Source organism: Gordonia sp. NPDC057258, from assembly GCF_042668985.1.
GTDB classification, from domain to species: domain Bacteria; phylum Actinomycetota; class Actinomycetes; order Mycobacteriales; family Mycobacteriaceae; genus Gordonia; species Gordonia hongkongensis.
Map to the genome: position 1 here is coordinate 13,945 of NZ_JBHUXZ010000052.1, position 17,674 is coordinate 31,618.

13 protein-coding genes and 1 pseudogene are annotated in these 17,674 nt (G+C 67.5%); 5 read left to right on the top strand and 9 right to left on the bottom strand.

Translation table 11 applies throughout. From position 1 onward, the window contains the following. Nucleotides 1-46: 46 nt before the first annotated feature. The 8 genes from pheT to infC all read right to left on the bottom strand — a co-directional run bounded on the left by pheT (nt 47) and on the right by infC (nt 10,060). Entirely contained in the window at nt 47-2,524 is a 2,478-nt protein-coding gene (pheT, locus tag ACFUEJ_RS22945) for a phenylalanine--tRNA ligase subunit beta (protein WP_165629963.1), read from the bottom strand. A gap of 63 nt (nt 2,525-2,587) precedes the next feature. Then, on the bottom strand, nt 2,588-3,640 hold the full coding sequence (gene pheS / locus ACFUEJ_RS22950; protein WP_078113158.1) for a phenylalanine--tRNA ligase subunit alpha: 1,053 nt from the start codon (nt 3,638-3,640) through the stop codon (nt 2,588-2,590). Between the two features lie 124 nt (nt 3,641-3,764). Then, a complete protein-coding gene (locus ACFUEJ_RS22955) occupies nt 3,765-5,159 on the bottom strand; it encodes an acyltransferase family protein (RefSeq protein ID WP_065632026.1) in 1,395 nt (464 codons plus the stop codon). Nucleotides 5,160-5,269: 110 nt separating this feature from the next. Next, complete coding sequence (locus ACFUEJ_RS22960) at nt 5,270-7,750, bottom strand: Tex family protein (RefSeq protein ID WP_159371930.1); 2,481 nt, start codon at nt 7,748-7,750, stop codon at nt 5,270-5,272. A 46-nt stretch (nt 7,751-7,796) separates the two neighbouring features. Next, complete coding sequence (locus ACFUEJ_RS22965) at nt 7,797-8,606, bottom strand: RNA methyltransferase (RefSeq protein WP_211540567.1); 810 nt, start codon at nt 8,604-8,606, stop codon at nt 7,797-7,799. A 47-nt stretch (nt 8,607-8,653) separates the two neighbouring features. After that, nucleotides 8,654-9,034 (bottom strand): 50S ribosomal protein L20, encoded by a 381-nt coding sequence (rplT, locus tag ACFUEJ_RS22970; RefSeq protein ID WP_010844357.1) that lies wholly within the window; start codon nt 9,032-9,034, stop codon nt 8,654-8,656. A 43-nt stretch (nt 9,035-9,077) separates the two neighbouring features. Further along, nucleotides 9,078-9,272 (bottom strand): 50S ribosomal protein L35, encoded by a 195-nt coding sequence (gene rpmI / locus ACFUEJ_RS22975; protein WP_012834577.1) that lies wholly within the window; start codon nt 9,270-9,272, stop codon nt 9,078-9,080. 146 nt (nt 9,273-9,418) lie between these two features. Continuing rightward, complete coding sequence (gene infC, locus ACFUEJ_RS22980; protein ID WP_162540013.1) at nt 9,419-10,060, bottom strand: translation initiation factor IF-3; 642 nt, start codon at nt 10,058-10,060, stop codon at nt 9,419-9,421. 265 nt (nt 10,061-10,325) lie between these two features. Here infC and ACFUEJ_RS22985 point away from each other — a divergent pair, with 265 nt between their 5' ends. Both ACFUEJ_RS22985 and ACFUEJ_RS22990 read left to right on the top strand, forming a co-directional pair. Continuing rightward, complete coding sequence (locus ACFUEJ_RS22985; protein WP_058253854.1) at nt 10,326-10,751, top strand: DUF1844 domain-containing protein; 426 nt, start codon at nt 10,326-10,328, stop codon at nt 10,749-10,751. Nucleotides 10,752-10,824: 73 nt separating this feature from the next. Beyond that, nucleotides 10,825-11,112, top strand: a complete 288-nt coding sequence (locus ACFUEJ_RS22990) for a hypothetical protein (RefSeq protein ID WP_058253855.1) — start codon at nt 10,825-10,827, stop codon at nt 11,110-11,112. A gap of 115 nt (nt 11,113-11,227) precedes the next feature. On the opposite strand, the gene uvrA is transcribed toward ACFUEJ_RS22990, so the two are convergent. Beyond that, a complete protein-coding gene (gene uvrA, locus ACFUEJ_RS22995) occupies nt 11,228-14,110 on the bottom strand; it encodes an excinuclease ABC subunit UvrA (RefSeq protein WP_211540573.1) in 2,883 nt (960 codons plus the stop codon). Nucleotides 14,111-14,351: 241 nt separating this feature from the next. Between uvrA and ACFUEJ_RS23000 the strand changes: the two genes are divergently transcribed. From ACFUEJ_RS23000 to ACFUEJ_RS23010, 3 genes and pseudogenes are all read left to right on the top strand, one after another. Beyond that, the gene (locus tag ACFUEJ_RS23000) at nt 14,352-15,050 is read left to right on the top strand and encodes an MBL fold metallo-hydrolase (RefSeq protein ID WP_388032146.1); all 699 of its coding nucleotides are present in this window, start codon (nt 14,352-14,354) and stop codon (nt 15,048-15,050) included. A gap of 485 nt (nt 15,051-15,535) precedes the next feature. Then, entirely contained in the window at nt 15,536-16,123 is a 588-nt protein-coding gene (locus ACFUEJ_RS23005; RefSeq protein ID WP_388032150.1) for a WD40 repeat domain-containing protein, read from the top strand. Next, nucleotides 16,108-16,515 (top strand): annotated as a pseudogene (locus ACFUEJ_RS23010) (WD40 repeat domain-containing protein); the annotation flags it as partial. The gene ACFUEJ_RS23005 and the pseudogene ACFUEJ_RS23010, both read left to right, overlap by 16 nt. Nucleotides 16,516-17,674: the final 1,159 nt, after the last annotated feature.

A 17,674-nucleotide genomic window follows, 5' to 3' on the forward strand; every position in this document is an offset into this window, starting at 1 on the left:
CAGCAGGCTGCAAATCAATTCACGGCGGGGTGACACGCCGATGGGGTCAGCGGAGACGGGCCCCCACCCGCGCGGCGGCTGCGTCGACGGCGGCCAGCTTGGCCTCGTTGGCCTCGTCCTCGGTGAGGGTACGGTCCGGGGCGCGGAACCGCAGCGAGAACGTCAACGATTTGTTGCCCGCTCCGACCTGTTCACCGGTGAAGACGTCGAACAGCGCGATGTCCTCGAGCAGGTCGCCGGCCCCCTCACGAAGCGCCTTCTGGACGTCCGCAGCCGGGACCTCCCCTCCGACGACGACGTTGACGTCCTGCAGGACCGCGGGGAACACCGACACCGACGGCGCCGGGAGTCGCGCGTCCAAGGGCAGTGCGTCGATGTCGATCTCCACCGCGCAGGTCCGCTTCGGCAGATGGGCCCGCTCGAGCACCGCGGGGTGGAGTTCGCCGGCGTAACCGACCGTGCGGCCGTCGACCGTCAGCCGCGCGCAGCGGCCGGGATGCCATGGGCGCTGATCGTCGGCGGTGAGCTCGACGGTCACCCCCGCCGCGCGACCGATCGTGCGCGCCGCCTCGAAGGCATCGAGGTGGTCGGCGGCGCGTCCCGGCCCCCAGGGGCCCGCGGGATCGCGCAGTCCGGTGAGGACGACGCCGACGTGCAGCGGCTGATGGGGCAGCGAGGCGTCGAGCGCCGCGATCTCCTCGTCGGTCGGGCGGCGCGTGACGTCGAGCGCGTCCACCGCGGCGACGTGATCGCCGGCGATGACGACCTGACCGATGGTGAACAGCGACAGATCCCGCTGACCGCGTGCGATGTTGCGGGCCGCCATCTCGAGGAGACCCGGAAGCAACGTCGTGTTGAGCTCGGGGCGATCGGATTCGAGTGGGTTGAGGACCTTCACGGTGCGCCGGCGCTCATCGTCGGCGGGCAGGTCCCAGAGGTCGAACACGCCGGCCGGCATGAACGGATACGGCAGGACCTCGACGTAGCCGTCGAGCGCGAGGGTGCGTCCCACGCTGCGCCGGCGTCGCTGAACCGGGGTGAGTCCGGTGCCGCCGGGCGCGCGCGGAACCACGGCGGGGATGTCCTCCAAGCCCTCGAGACGCAGGACCTCCTCGACCAGGTCGGCGCGTTGCCGCAGATCGGGTCGCCACGAGGGCGGGAACACGTCCAGCTCGTCGGTCCCGGTCACCACGCAACCGACCTCGGTCAGCCGCGTCAGGGTGGTTCCCGGCGGATAGCTGACGCCCGCGACCCGGTCCGGTTCGTCGGCTGCGATCGCGATCGTCGACCGGATCGGGGTCTGGACATGCGTCTCGGACAGCGGTGAGGCGATCCGGCCGCCGGCGATCTCGACGATCAGCCGGGCGGCGCGGTCGGAGGCCACCGCGGTGATCTCGGGGTCGACGATCCGCTCGAACCGCTTGCTGGCCTCGGAGGTCAGCTTATGGCGCTTCGCGGTGCGGAAGACCCGAACCGGATCGAAGGTCGCCGACTCCAGCAGCACCGTCGTCGTCTCGGGACCCACCTCGGTGCTCGCGCCGCCCATGACACCGGCCAGGGCGATCGGTCCGGACTCGTCGGCGATCAGCACATCCTCGGGGTCGAGGACGCGGACGGTGTCGTCGAGGGTGGTGAGCTTCTCCCCCGGCTGGGCCGACCGGACCGTGACGGCTCCGGTCACACGGTCGGCGTCGAAGGCGTGCAGCGGCTGACCGAGTTCGATCATGACGTAGTTGGTGATGTCGACGATCGCGGAGATGGGGCGGATACCGGCGACCATGAGCCGCTTCTGCATCCACCACGGGGAGATCGCAGTCGGGTCCACACCGGTGATGACCCGAGCGGTGTAACGCGTCGCGCCGGAGTTCTCGTCGATGGCGACCGGCCACGCCGGGGCCGACCCGTCGTCCGCCAGGTCCGCGGCCCGGAGTCCGGGATCGACGAACGGGACCCCGAAGCTGCCCGCGAGCTCGCGGCCCAGGCCGCGCACCGAGAACGCGTAGCCGCGGTCGGGGGTGACGTTGACGTCGATCGCCGCGTCGGCGAGTCCCAGCACCTCGCGGGCGTCCGCGCCCGGTTCGGCGGTCCCGGGCGCGAGCACGAGGATGCCGCTGTGATCGGTGCCGATACCCAGCTCGGAGACCGAGCAGATCATGCCGTCGGACACCCGGCCGTAGGTCTTACGCGAGGCGATCTCGAAGGGACCGGGGAGCACGACCCCCGGCAGCGCGGCGACGATCAGGTCACCCTCGGCGAAGTTGCGTGCACCACAGACGATTCCGCGGGGCTCGTCCTCACCGACGGCGACCGTGCAGAACCGGATCGGCTTCTTGAACTCGGTGAGCTCCTCGATCGTCTCCACGCGACCGATCACCAGCGGTCCGGTGATCTCCGGGAACGCCTCGATGTCCTCGATCTCGAACCCGACACGGACGAAACCGGCGTCGACTTCATCGGTGGTCGCCGACCACTGCGGGTCGCCGGCGCGGAGGACCTCGGTGTACCAGGACTGTGGTGCACGCACTGTGTATCAACTACTTTCGTCGCGTCGTGAGGAGTCGTCGGGGCGGGATCTGCGCGGTGCCGGTCAGGCGGCCGGACCGAACGGGAGGGTGAACCGGATGTCCCCCTCGACCATGTCCCGCATGTCAGAGATGTCGTTGCGGAACTGCAGGGTGCGTTCCAGGCCCATCCCGAACGCGAATCCCGAGTACACATCCGGGTCGATACCGCTGGCGCGCAACACATTCGGGTTGACCATGCCGCAGCCGCCCCACTCGACCCAGCCGGGTCCGCCCTTCTTGGCGGGGAACCACACGTCGACCTCGGCGGAGGGTTCGGTGAACGGGAAGTAGCTCGCCCGCATGCGGGTCGTCGTCTCCGGGCCGAAGAGTGCCCGCGCGAAGGTCTCCAGGGTGCCCCGCAGGTTCGCCAGTGTGAGTCCCTTGTCGACGGCGAGTCCCTCGATCTGATGGAAGACCGGGGTATGGGTGGCGTCGAGCTCGTCGGTCCGGAACGTCCGGCCCGGGCACGCCACGTAGATGGGCAGGTCCCGGCTCAGCATCGAGCGCACCTGCACCGGCGAGGTGTGCGTCCGCAGGACCTGCCGCGATCCCTCGGGCGCGATGTAGAAGGTGTCCTGCATCGACCGGGCGGGGTGGTCGGGCAAGAAGTTGAGCGCGTCGAAATTGTAGTGCTCGGTCTCGACCTCCGGGCCCTCCGCGATCTCCCAGCCCATACCGACGAACACGTCGGCCACCTGCTCGGCGATGACGGTGATGGGATGTCGCGCGCCCACCGGGCGCCGACCACTCGGCAGGGTCACGTCGATCGATTCGGCGACGAGGACCGCCGCGTCCCGTTCGGCGTCGAGGACGGCGGTGCGCGCCTCCAGGGCCGCCGACACCCGGCCGCGCACCTGGTTGACCAGCTTGCCGGCTTCGGAACGCTCCTCTTTGGGGAGGGAACCCAGCGCGCGCCGGGCGAGTGCGATCGGCGAGCGGTCACCGAGGTGCGCCGACTTGGCCGCGGCGAGCTGATCGAGGTCGGCCGCCGCCTCGAAGTCCTCGATGGCCGACGTCGCGGCCGCCTCGAGGTCGTCGGGTCCCGGGAATGCCGTTGCGTCGGCGGAAGTGGCCACGGTGGGCGTGCTCCTCGTGCGTCGATCGATGGATGGTCGGCATCGTCGTCGCGCTGTGCACGCCGACCCAACGGGCCGACGGACACCTCCGGCGCCGACGATGACTCCCGTCGAGGGTAGTCGACTACCGCGGGGCGCTGACCTGCAGGGAGGCGTCGTCACCGGGAAGCCCTGGCGCTGCCGTCGGACGACCGGCGGGAACCGCGAGGCAACGCGAGCAGGTGGCACAGGCGAGGCCCATGATCAGCCACCACACACCGTCGCCGGTCAGACCGCCGCGCGCGAGCATCAGCACTGCCACGCCGAGCCCGGCCAGCGCCGTCAGCAGGGCCGCGTTCCGCACCGGTCCGCTGCGCCGGGCGACCGGTTCGTCCCACCACGGCAGGGACCGGTTCTCGAGTGGGGACAGGATCGCGACCACCGGGACCATGCCCGCGAGCAGCAACACGGTCTGCGCCCCGACGATCATCGGGAAGGACGCCGCGCCGACGTCGCCGCGGTCGATGCCGGCCGCGGCGCACAGACCGATGATCGCCGCGAGCACCGGCAGATGCCAGAGATACAGCGTCATCGCGCCCCGGTTGCCCAGCACCACCCACCACCAGACGCGCGGACGGTCGGCCACGACCGCGAGGAATCGGCGCACCGCGATCGCGCCCGCGCACAACACGATCGCGTGGCCGGCGAGCAGCAGGCTCGGCGGACTCATGTTGGACAGGTGCTGGCCCGGAACCGTCACGAGGGAGACCTCGTAGGGTCCCCACGTGACGAGGACGAGGTCGGCTGCCAGCGCACCGGCGGCCGCGAGGACGGCGAGCCCGGGCCGCAGGATCTTCTTGGCGTACGCGACCCCGAGGACCGCGGGGATCGTCCACACGGCGAGGAAGTTCAGGTAGCCGAGCGCTGCGGGGCCGTCCGTCAGTCGGACGGCGTCGACGATCGCCGTGCTCCCCCAACACACCGCCAGGGCGGCCAGCACACCACCGACGGACCGGAGGCGCTGCAGGAACGGGACCACCGCCAGTACGAGCAGGTAGGCGCCGAGGAACCACAGCAACTGCACCCCGAGACGCGCGACCACGTCGGCCGCCGCCGTGGCACCGGTGCCGGACAGGACGGTGTACACGGCCGCGACGGCTCCGAGGTACCAGAACACCGGCCGCATCAAGCGTTGTGTCCGGGCGACGAGCCATTGCCCGGCGGTCGGTGTGTCACCGTCGCCGCGCGAGGTCCAGCCGCGGGTCGCCGCGGCGGCACCGGCGAAGAAGAACAGCGGCAGCACCTGCAGCAGCCAGGTCGCCGGCTGCAGTGCGGGCACGTCGCCGAGTGTGTTGCCGAGATGAATCGAGTCGTCGGTCACGTCGACGGTGAGCATGATCGAGTGACCGGCGACCACGACCGCCAGCGACATGATGCGGATCAGGTCGATGACGCGGTCGCGGTCCCCGGTGAGGGCGGCGAGTTCACGAGGCGTGGGCAGACCGGTCGACGCCGGCCGTCCCGAGACGATGCTGGGCATGGCGTCGAGTCTCGACCGCGGCGACCGGGACGGCCTGAGGGAAACTACTCGCTCGGGGTCGGCAATCCCCGCATCCGCGAACACACAACCGGCCCGCCCGGGCCGCGACCCTACTTGCCGAAGCCGGCTCGCTTGAGCGCGTCGGCCATCGCCCCGCTGGGTGCCGGGCGTCGATCGTTCCGGTTCCCGCCTCGGTTGCCCTGCCCCTGAGCGCCCCGGCCCTGGCCGCCCGGGTTGCCCCGTCCGCCGCCACGCTGCTCGTTCCTCCGCGGCTGATTGCCGCCGCCACGAGCACTGTCCTCCCGCCCTTGCCCGCGAGGCGCGCGGGAGGGTTTGCCGTCACTGCCCGGTTCGTCGTCGAGCCGCAGCGACAACCCGATGCGTTTGCGGTCGATGTCGACGTCCATGACCTTGACCTTTACGATGTCGCCGGACTTGACGACCTCGTGGGGGTCGGAGACGAAGCGGTGTGCCATCGCCGAGACGTGGACGAGGCCGTCCTGGTGCACGCCGACGTCGACGAATGCGCCGAAGGCGGCCACGTTGGTGACCTGACCTTCGAGGACCATCCCCGGGGTCAGGTCGGAGACCTTCTCGATGCCCATGGCAAACGTCGCGGTCTTGAACTCCGGCCGCGGGTCGCGCCCGGGCTTGTCGAGTTCGGCGATGATGTCGACGACGGTCGGACGACCGAACGTCTCGTCGACGAACTCCTCGGGTCGCAACTTGGTGAGGGTCGCGGTGTCGCCGATCAGCGACCGGACATCGGTGCCCACCTTCTCGAGGATGCGTGTGACGACCGGGTACGCCTCCGGGTGCACGCTCGACGCGTCGAGCGGATTGTCGCCGTCGGCGATACGCAGGAAGCCGGCGCACTGCTCGAATGCCTTGGGGCCGAGCCTGGGCACCGCGGTGATCTGCTTGCGATCCCGGAACGCACCATTGGTGTCACGATGCGCGACAATCGATTCCGCGAGGCCCGCGGTGATGCCGGACACGCGGGACAGCAGCGGCACAGACGCGGTGTTCACGTCGACGCCGACCGCGTTCACCGCGTCTTCGACGACCGCCCCGAGTGAGCGCGCGAGCAGGGTCTCGGAGATGTCGTGCTGGTACTGCCCCACCCCGATCGACTTCGGATCGATCTTCACGAGCTCGGCGAGCGGATCCTGCAACCGGCGGGCGATCGAGACCGCGCCGCGGATGGAGACGTCGAGGTCCGGCAATTCCTTCGACGCGTAGGCCGACGCCGAGTACACCGAGGCACCCGCCTCGGACACGACGACGCTCGTCGGCGGCTTCTTGCCGGCCTCCTTGATCGCGGACAGGAGTTCGCCGGCGAGCGCGTCGGTCTCGCGTGAGGCGGTGCCGTTGCCGATGGCGATGAGCTCGACGCCGTGCTTCTCGACGAGTGCGCCGAGCACGGCGAGCGAACCGGACTTGTCGCGCCGGGGCTCGTGCGGATAGATCGTTGCGTGGTCGACGACCCTGCCGGTCGCGTTCACCACTGCGACCTTCACGCCGGTGCGCAGACCGGGGTCGAGCCCCATCGTCGTACGGGACCCGGCGGGCGCGGCCAGCAGGAGGTCCTTGAGGTTCGTCGCGAACACCGCCACCGCGTCGGCCTCGGCGGCCTGACGCAGCCGCATCCGGACGTCGAGGGACAGCCCGACGAACAGCTTGGTACGCCATGCCCAGCGCACCGTGTCGGTAAGCCAGCGGTCGGCCGGACGCCCTTGATCGGCGATGCCGAACCGGGCGGCGATCCGCTGCTCGTACGGTCCGGGGCCGGCGGGCCGGTCGGCCGCTGCCGGATCGGCGTCGAGGGTGACCGACAGGATCTCCTCGCGCTCGCCGCGCAGCACGGCCAGCACCCGGTGCGACGGAAGCGAGGTGAACGGCTCGGAGAACTCGAAGTAGTCGGCGAACTTGGCGCCGGCCGACTCCTTGCCGTCCCGAACCGTTGTGCGCAACACTCCGGTCTGCCACATCAGCTCACGGAGTTCGCCGACGAGGTCGGCGTCTTCGGCGAACCGCTCCACGGCGATCGCGCGGGCGCCGTCGAGCTGCTCGGCGGTGAAGGTCGCCGGGTCCGTCGTCGGGTCCGAGAGCAGTGCATCGGCCACCGGCTCGTGTCCGGCCTCGCGTGCGATCTGGGCCTTGGTGCGGCGCTTCGGCTTGTAGGGCAGGTAGATGTCCTCCAGGCGCGCCTTGGTGTCGGCCTCGAGGATGCGCGCATCGAGTGCGGCGTCGAGTTTGCCCTGCGCGGCGATGGATTCGCGGACGGCCTGGCGTCGGGCCTCGAGGTCGCGCAGGTAACCGAGACGCTCGTCGAGGGTACGCAGTTGCGCGTCGTCGAGGCCGCCGGTGGCCTCTTTGCGGTATCGGGCGACGAACGGAACCGTCGATCCGCCGTCCAGCAACTCGATCGCCGATCGCACCTGACCGGCGCCCACCCCGAGTTCGGTCGCGATCGCCGAGGCGATGCGGGAGTTCACGACCGCGGGATCGGGCGCGGGCACCGTCTGGGGTGCAGCGGCCGGCGAGCCGGGGGTCGCGGGTGCGGGTTCGGGCGCGGAGTCGGGTGACACAGTTTCTGACACGATCGCCGACCCTACCGGCCGACTCGGACAGCGGTCAGACGCGACCCGCCGCGCCGTGGACACGGGCGCTCTCGTACAGACAGATGGCCGCCGCGGCAGCGACATTCAGGCTCTCGGCGCGGCCACGGATGGGGATGGACACGCGGTGGTCGGCGGAGCGTTGCACCTCGACCGACAGGCCGTGCGCCTCGTTGCCGAAGAGCCATGCGACGCGGCCGGAGAGGATGTCGCCCGCCGCGTCCAGGGCGACCTCGCCATCGGCCGCGGTCGCCAACAGGCTGATGCCGGACCCCCGGATGGCGTCGAGGGCGTCGTCGACGGCGCGCTCACGCACCACGGGCACCGTGAACACGCTTCCCGCGCTCGCACGGACGCACTTGCCGTTGTGGGGGTCGACGGCATCGCCGAGCAGGATCACCGCGTCGGCGCCCATCGCGTCGGCGCAGCGGATGAGCGTGCCCGCGTTCCCGGGCTCCCGCGGCTCGACCGCGATCGCGAGGAGTCGCGGCCCGGCGGTGAGGACGGCGTCGAGCGGCACGACGAGCAACGGGCAGATCGCGAAGATGCCCGCGGGCGTGGACGTCTCGGCCAGCTTCGACGCGGCGCGGCCGGTGATCACCGACACCGGGACGCCGGCCGCCGCGGCGGTCTCGACGAGATCGCGGTGACGGAACTGCTCCTCGTCGGCGACCAGGAGCGTCTCGATCCGGCCGACGGTGAGCGCCGACGCGACTGCATTCGCCCCTTCGGCGAGGAAGCGGCCCTGCTCGCGCCGCTCGGCGGCGCGATGCAGCTTCGCATACGACACGACCCGCGAGGATCGCTCGGACAGCACCTCCGTCATCGGAGGTTCGTCCGCGCGACTCGCGGGTCGTGGGTGCTGGTGCGCAATCAGGCAGCCGGCGCGTTGACGTCGGCCGGCAGTGCCTTGCGGGCGACCTCGACGAGACCGGTGAAGGCCTCGGGATCGGTCACGGCGATGTCGGCGAGCACCTTGCGGTCGACCTCGACACCCGCGGCCTTGAGGCCCTGGATGAGTCGGTTGTAGGTGATGTCGTTGGCGCGGGCCGCGGCGTTGATACGCGAGATCCACAGCTTGCGGAACTCACCCTTGCGCGCGCGACGGTCGCGGTAGGCGTAGTTCAGCGAGTGGAGCTGCTGCTCCTTCGCCTTGCGGTAGAGGCGCGACCGCTGTCCGCGGTAGCCCTTGGATGCCTCGAGGGTGGACCGACGCTTCTTCTGGGCGTTGACGGCCCTTTTCACGCGTGCCATGTGTTAGATCCTTTTGCTTGTCAGATGTCTGGGGTCGCTGGCGTCAGCGGTTGAGCAGTCGCTTGATGCGCGGGGCGTCGTTCTCGCTGACGACGGTGGTGCCGTCGAGACGACGGGTGCGCCGGGACGACTTGTGCTCGAGCAGGTGGCGGCGGTTGGCCTTCTGGCGGACGATCTTTCCGCTGCCGGTCACCTTGAAGCGCTTCGCGGTGCCCTTGTGGGTCTTGCTCTTCGGCATGTTCTTCCTTTTCTCGGGCGAACTCGGGCACCGGACCCGGCGAGGTCCGGTGTGTACCCGTGTTCGCGTGTCGTGATCTCGGCCGGAGCGGTTCGGACTCTCGTCCGGCCGATCGACTCAGTTCTCGTCCGCTCAGTGCTCGCGGATCAGCTCGCGTCAGGGGCGGCCTTCGGGCCACCGGAACGCTCACGGCTCTCTTGCGCCTTCTGGCGGGTCTTCGCACCCTTGTGCGGCGCGAGGACCATCGTCATGTTGCGGCCGTCCTGCTTGGCCGAGGTCTCGACGAAGCCGTAGTCGGCGACATCGTTGCCCAGGCGCTGCAGCAGTCGGTAGCCGAGCTCGGGGCGCGACTGCTCGCGGCCGCGGAACATGATGGTGACCTTCACCTTGGATCCCGCTTCGAGGAACCGGATGACGTGACCCTTCTTGGTCTCGTAATCGTGGTCGTCGATCTTGGGACGGAGCTTCTGCTCCTTGATCACGGTCATCTGCTGGTTGCGACGCGATTCGCGCTGCTTCTGGGCCGCTTCGTACTTGAACTTGCCGTAGTCCATGATCTTGCAGACCGGCGGACGGGCGTCCGGGGCCACCTCGACCAGGTCGAGATCGGCCTCGTAGGCCAAGCGAAGCGCATCTTCAACACGCACGATGCCCACCTGCTCCGAGTTGGGTCCGACGAGTCGGACCTCAGGGACGCGGATGCGCTCGTTGATGCGGGTCTCAGTGCTGATGGGGCCTCCTTGTTCAATCCTGCAGTGGTAACCGTCGCGTCGTGGCGAGGGACGTATGCAAGAGAACCTGCGGGACACCTCAGCAAGGAAGCCCCGGGACTGATGTCCGCGGGGCTCCGATACCGACCGGTTCGTCCACGCGTGCCAGTGCTGACACACGCTGCCGAAGACGTACAGCTCAGCATCCAGAGATGCGATCTGCGACGATCGGCGTGAACCGGACCGTGCAACTGCGAGAACCTCGCGTCGAACGGTGGGAGCGGAACTCCACTTACGACCCCGGCGCATACCAGGGCGGTCGTGCTATGGGAGTCTAACAGCCATGGCCGAGAACTCCTATTCGTCACCTGCACCGTTACCCCCGGAGGGTGCGACGGGCGATGGCGCCGACCTGGGAGATGCGGCGCACACCGATCCCGACAACGTCCGTGACCTGGGCGATATTCCGGCCATCGAGGTCATCACCCGATCCATCGTCATGCTGATGAGCGCGGCGGCCGAGAAGCTCGGCCTGGCCGAGGGGACCCCGGCCGACCGGATCGACCTGCCCGAGGCCCGCACCCTGATCACCGCCCTGGCCGGCATCGTCGACGCGTCGAAAGCCGATCTCGGCATCCACGCCGCACCGATCCGCGACGGCCTGAAGGGCCTGCAGCTGGCGTTCCGGGAGGCAAGTGCATACCCGGACGAACCCGGCGAGGGCCCGGGCGAGAAGTACACCGGCCCGGTTCGCGCGCCTCGGCGGTAGTGGCCTCGACACGCGGCGGCCTCGCTCCGCTCGGCCGGCGCTACTCGACCAGCGGAGGGCCTACGCTGGACCCATGACGAATGCCGAGGAGCCCGGACGGTCCGACGAGATCATCGATGCGGAGATCGTGCCGACCGGCCCGGTGCCCGGAGCGGTTCCCGATCCGAATTACTCCGACAGCGGCGTCCCGACCTTCGACTTCGTGCGCGACAAGATCGAGAACCGCATCACCACCGCGATCGGGTCGCAGGAGCTGGCGGAGGCGAGCGCCGAGGGCCAGTCCGTCGACGAGATGATGCGCAAACGCGACGAGGCCGCGAAGAAGCGACTCGAGGAGATCCGCAAGTCGATGGGTTCGTAGCACACTCCCCCGCCGCGCATTCCCCCTCAGAACACGCGAATCGCCACTTCCGTTGACGCGCGCCACTCGCAAACCAGCGCTGCTGCAACGGTAGTGGCGATTTGCGTTCGGCGACTCAGCCGACCGACGCCACAGCGTGGTCGATGTCCACGATCTCGGCGAGGAATTTGCCGGTGTGGCTGCCCGGGGTCGCGGCGATGTCCTCCGGAGTACCTTCGCCGACCACGGTTCCACCACCCGCGCCACCCTCGGGTCCCATGTCGATGACCCAGTCGGCGGTCTTGATGACATCGAGGTTGTGCTCGATCACGATGACCGTGTTGCCCTTGTCGACCAGACCGTTGATCACGGCGAGCAGCTTCTTGATGTCCTCGAAGTGCAGACCGGTGGTCGGCTCGTCGAGGATGTAGACCGTCCGGCCCATCGACCGCTTCTGCAATTCGGCCGCCAGCTTCACGCGCTGTGCCTCACCGCCGGACAGCGTCGGCGCCGGCTGCCCGAGCCGGACATAGCCCAGACCGACGTCGACGAGTGTCTTCAGGTAGCGATGGATCGAGGTGACGGGCTCGAAGAAGTCGGCGGCCTCCTCGATCGGCATGTCGAGCACCTCGGAGATGGTCTTGCCCTTGTAGTGCACCTCGAGGGTCTCGCGGTTGTACCGCGCGCCGTGGCAGACCTCGCACGGGACGTACACATCCGGCAGGAAGTTCATCTCGATCTTGATCGTGCCCTCACCGGTGCACGCCTCACAGCGGCCGCCCTTGACGTTGAACGAGAACCGGCCCGGTTGATAGCCGCGCACCTTCGCCTCGGTCGTCGCCGCGAACAACGTGCGGATCTTGTCGAAGACACCGGTGTAGGTGGCCGGGTTCGACCGCGGGGTGCGCCCGATCGGCGACTGGTCGACCTGCACGAGCTTGTCCAGGTTGTCCAGACCCTTGATGCGGGTGTGACGCCCGGGCACCTGACGCGCGCCGTTGAGCTTGTTGGCGAGCACGGTGGCCAGGATGTCGTTGACGAGCGTCGACTTGCCCGACCCCGAGACACCGGTGACCGCGGTCATCACACCGAGCGGGAACGACACGTCGATGCCACGGAGGTTGTGTTCCCGCGCACCGACGACCGTCAGCTGGCGCTTGCGATCGATTGGCCGTCGGATGTCCGGCACCGGCAGGGTGTCGCGACCGGCGAGGTACGCACCGGTCAGCGATTTCCGGTTCTTCAGTAGGTCCTTGTAACTGCCGCTGTGCACCACGTGTCCGCCGTGCTCCCCGGCACGGGGCCCGATGTCGACGATCCAATCGGCGGCGCGGATGGTGTCCTCGTCGTGTTCGACGACGATCAGTGTGTTGCCCAGATCCCGAAGACGGGTCAGCGTGTCGATGAGTCGACGGTTGTCGCGCTGGTGCAGACCGATCGACGGCTCGTCGAGGACGTAGAGCACGCCCGCAAGACCCGAACCGATCTGGGTGGCCAGGCGGATGCGCTGCGCCTCACCACCCGACAGCGAACCCGCGGCGCGCTCGAGCGACAGGTACTCGAGTCCGACGTCGAGCAGGAAGCGGATGCGGGCCTGGACCTCCTTGAGGACCCGTCCCGCGATCGCGGCCTGCCGGGAGTCGAGCCGCAGTTGGTCGAGGAAGTCGGCGCAGTCGGCGACCGACAGGTCACACACCTCGGCGATCGACTTCGGCCCGAACTCCGGGTGGTCGAGCGTGACGGCGAGGATCTCGGGGCGTAGGCGCGCGCCCTGGCAGGCAGGACACGGCACGTCCCGCATGTAACCCTCGTACCGCTCTTTCATCTGCTCGGACTCGGTCTGGTCCATGCGGCGCGCGAGGAACGAGAGCACGCCCTCGAACTCGGTGTAGTACGAGCGGGTGCGGCCGTACCGGTTGCGGAACTTGACGTGGACCTGGTGGTCACTGCCGTTGAGCAGGGCCCTGCGCGCCTTGATCGGCAGCTTCTTCCAGGGCGTGTTGATGTCGAACTTCATCTGATCGGCCAGACCCGACATCAACCGGAGAAAGTAATCGGCGTTGTGGCCGGTCGACCACGGGGCGATCGCACCCTCGGCGAGCGACAACTCCGGGTCGGGCACGACGAGCTCCTCGTCGACCTCCTTGCGGATGCCGAGCCCGTCGCATTCCGGGCACGCGCCGTACGGCGAGTTGAACGAGAACGACCGCGGTTCGAGGTCGTCGATCGCGATCGGATGCGCATTCGGGCAGGCCATCCGCTCCGAGAAGCGGCGCTCGCGTTCCGGGTCGTCCTCCTCGAGGTCGACGAAGTCGAGCACGATGATGCCGTCGGCCAGACGCAGACCGGTCTCGACCGAATCCGTCAGACGCTGCTTGGCACTGGGCTTGACCACGAGGCGGTCCACGACCACCTCGATGTCGTGCTTCTCCTGCTTCTTCAGCTTCGGCGGATCGGTCAGCTGATGGACGACGCCGTCGATGCGGGCGCGGGAGAAACCTTGCGTCTGGAGCTCGGCGAAGAGGTCGACGAACTCGCCCTTCCGCGTGCGCACGACCGGAGCGAGCACCTGGAACCGCGTGCCCTCGTCCATCGCGAGCACCTGGTCCACGATCTGCTGGGGTGTCTGCTTGGCGATGGGCTCGCCGCAGATCGGGCAGTGCGCCTTGCCGGCGCGGGCGTAGAGGAGACGGAGGTAGTCGTAGACCTCGGTGATGGTGCCGACGGTCGACCGGGGATTGCGGTTGGTCGACTTTTGATCGATGGACACCGCGGGCGAGAGGCCCTCGATGAAGTCCACATCAGGCTTGTCCATCTGCCCGAGGAACTGCCTCGCGTAGGCGGACAGTGACTCGACGTAGCGCCGCTGCCCCTCTGCGAAGATCGTGTCGAAGGCGAGGGATGACTTGCCCGATCCCGACAACCCCGTGAAGACGATGAGGCTGTCCCGGGGCAGGTCGACATCGATGCCGCGCAGATTGTGTTCGCGGGCACCTCGGACGATCAGACGATCAACCACTGCAGTCCTTACATTCTCGAGTCACAGGGCGCACAGACGGCGCACGGGCACAGTACCGACGGCCACCGACAGAAACGTCGCCATGCACTCGCCCCGGGGAGATTCGGAGTCCGACGACCGGGCGATCGGTCTCGCCGCCCGCGTGTCATCGCCGAACCAATGGTTCAGGATACGCGCGCCACGCCGGGTTTCATGGTCGCGACCGTCACATTCCGGGTGCCCGCTGTCATAGCCTGTCGGCATGACCTCCCCAGCGACACCGATCAGCGACGACTACACCGGCGACCTCTCCGAGTCGAAGACCCCGCAGCGCCGCACGCTGTCGTCGGCCACCATCGTCAAGCTGTCCGTCGGCCCGATGGACAACAACGTCTACCTGGTGACCTCGCGTGCGACGGGCGATCAGCTGATCATCGACGCGGCCAATGACGCCGAGACGATCACCGAGGTCTTGTCCGCCGTCGAGGGCACACCGAAGCTCATCTTCACGACGCACCAGCATTTCGATCACTGGCAGGCCCTCGCCGCCGTCACCGAGTCCACCGGGGTGCCGACCGCGGCGGGGCGCCTCGACGCCGGTGAACTGCCCATCACCCCCGACCGCCTCGTCGACGACGGTGACGTCCTCGAGGTCGGCGACCTCACGTTCGAGGCCATCCACCTCGTCGGGCACACCCCGGGATCGATCGCTCTCGCACTCACCGACGTCGACGACAGCGGCGAGCGAACCGTGCATCTGTTCACCGGTGACTGCCTCTTCCCGGGCGGTCCTGGCCGGACAACACACCCGGACGAATTCAACTCGCTGATGACCGGCCTGGAGACCAAGGTCTTCGGACGCTACGCTGACTCGACGATTGTCTACCCAGGTCACGGCAATGACACCACGCTCGGGGACGAACGTTCTTCACTATCTGAGTGGCGAGAACGCGGTTGGTGATCAGGCTCTGTCGTAAAGCCAGCGTCGTCTGAGGTCTCCATGCGCTTATTCATTCGCGACGTGTCCGCAGACTGGTGCCGGCACACAGCTGCACTGGAAGTAGGCCCCTACACGTGAGTAATTCCGGACGAGACGATTTCAGCGAAGCGACCAAAGTCTCCTTGGCCAAACGGGCAGGCTACGTATGCTCGAACCCGGCTTGCCGAGGCGGCACGGTTGGACCCGCTTCAGGTCACGACGGCGCAGTGAATGTCGGCGTTGCAGCGCATATCACCGCTGCCGCACCCGGCGGGCCCCGATACGATGCGGCACTCACCCGCGAGGAGAGGCGCGGTATCGCCAACGGCATCTGGTGTTGCCAAACGTGTAGTCGCCTAGTCGACGCGGACCACAGTGGTTACACCGTGGAGCGCCTCAGAGAGTGGAAGCTCGAAACCGAAGCGCGAGCAGCGACAAAGATAAGCGCCCTGGCAGCCGGTTCGGGAGTGGTCAAGCTCGAAAAGGTTCTGACCGGTCATGAGAGTTATGTATGGGACGTCGTGATTACACCAGACGGGAGGACTGCGGTTTCAGCTTCTAATGACTGCACTGTGAGGGTTTGGGACCTGAGCAGCGGACTTCTGCGCCATGTCCTGGCCGGGCATAAGAGCTGGGTGTGCAGCGCTGCGATCGACCCGACCGGAACCATAGTGGCGGCAGGAGCCTTCGACGGAACCGTTCGGTGTTGGCGGTTGAGTACGGCAGAGCAAATCGCGTTCCTCCCGGCGTCAGGCACGGATACAAAGGTTGTTTGGCTTCCCGACGGCAGGCTCGCTGTCGGCGACAGTTCAGGAACCGTAAAGATTTGGGGGCGTAACGCAACAGATTGGAATGTCGAGCATGAGTACTCTCTGCATCTCGCTCCGATCCTCAAAGTTGTGACACTCGACCATCGCGAAATTGCCACTGCAGCCGCCGACGGGACGGCAAAGATCGCGAGTGTGACCTCAGGAGAAGTGCGTCTACTCCTTAACGCGGGCACTCCGGTGATGTCAACTCAGTCGCTGTCGATGCCTCGTCAGCGCTTGCAGTGACCGGCTCAACCGATCGGTCGGTTGCAATCTGGAACCTCCGAGATGGAACGTGCAGGGCTCGGCTCGCGGGCCACATCGATGTGGTTTGGAGGGTTGCACTGTCATCAGGAAGCCTGATGGTCGCCAGCGGATCTGGGGACAACACAGTTCGACTCTGGGACTCTAAGTCAGGGGCTTGCCTCGACGAACTCGCCCACCCGGACTGCGTGGCGGCTGTCGCGTTTTCCCCCGATGGAAAGCGGCTCATCGTCGGGTGTGACGACGAGAACGTCTACGTCTACGAAGTAATCAGCGCGGCCCGCGAAGACACCGATGGGACTGCTATGGCGACCGAGGTACCTTTGAGCCGGACCGATGATCTCTCCCGCAGCGCACGGCAGCCACGGCCATAAGAGGTTCAAGTCGCTGCCGGAGGCGGCCATCGGGGCGCGGGACGGAGGCCGCGCCCACGCGTACACCGCCTGCGGTCGCAGGTAACCAAGGCGTGTGTCCATCATGGATGGGCCTCTACGAAGTTCTTCTAGGCAATAATGGAGTAGAGACACCGCTTCATGGCTTGAGCCTGCTCCGCGTCGAGGTAGACACTGACGGAAACGCTTTCGCTAGGAGCGCCTCCAACCTCAGCCTGAAACTTGAAGTGGGCGCCCTTCGCGCTTCCAACGAATTCGACAGTCAGCAGGTGAAGTTCGGATATCTGTCGGCCCATCAACACCTACCATCCGTGACGATTCGGAGCCTTCCTACACACGCAGGGCACATCACCGGCGTCAAAGACTTCTGCGCGGCTGAGGCACAAGGGCAGCTGGTACGAGTAGCCCGACCATCCACCTAATCGATCAGGGTCGAAGTCCCTTAGCACTACTGCCTCGTCGGCGCAGTCCTTCACTGAACATGTCACGTGGCCATTCTTCCTTGCCAGGGGGCACACCAAGGCTCCACCACTCGCCGGGGAGCACCACTGTCGAACGGTGCAAATGGTCTCAATCGCACATGTGCCGCGCTCTCCCGAGTCGGTGGCTTCCGTGGAATCCGTCAGGCGTGCATCGAGCGCTGGCAGGCCGAGGTCTCTGCGATCTTCGAACTGGCTCTCCTAGCTCGTCCAAACGAACGAGAACTTGGGGGTGTGGTCGGTTCCGAAGCACCGGCATGTACCGCCCAGGTGCCTGATTGCGCGGTGGTAGCTGAAGTCTCTCGACCATGAAGGCCTCGGCTCGGCAATACGACTGAACTCTGGCGGTCGCACCAAGACAGCACAACTAGCCCAAGACCGTCGACAGCCGCCACCTACTGGCCTATCCACGCATTTCACCGCAGAACCTGTGTTTTCGCGACGCAGCACTCCAAACGAGTGAGGGACGCCCACCTGTCCCCAGCGATGGACAGATCCCTGCGGTGAAGGAGACGTGATGTCTGACGAACAGTCGTGCGAGGTGCTCAGCGTTCACGGATTGAAATCGTGGCGTGTCCCCCGTGAACCGGTCCGGGTGGTTCTAGAGTCCTGATTGCCCTGTTGAGGGCGGAGAAGGGACGATAGGGATCATGGCGGGACGG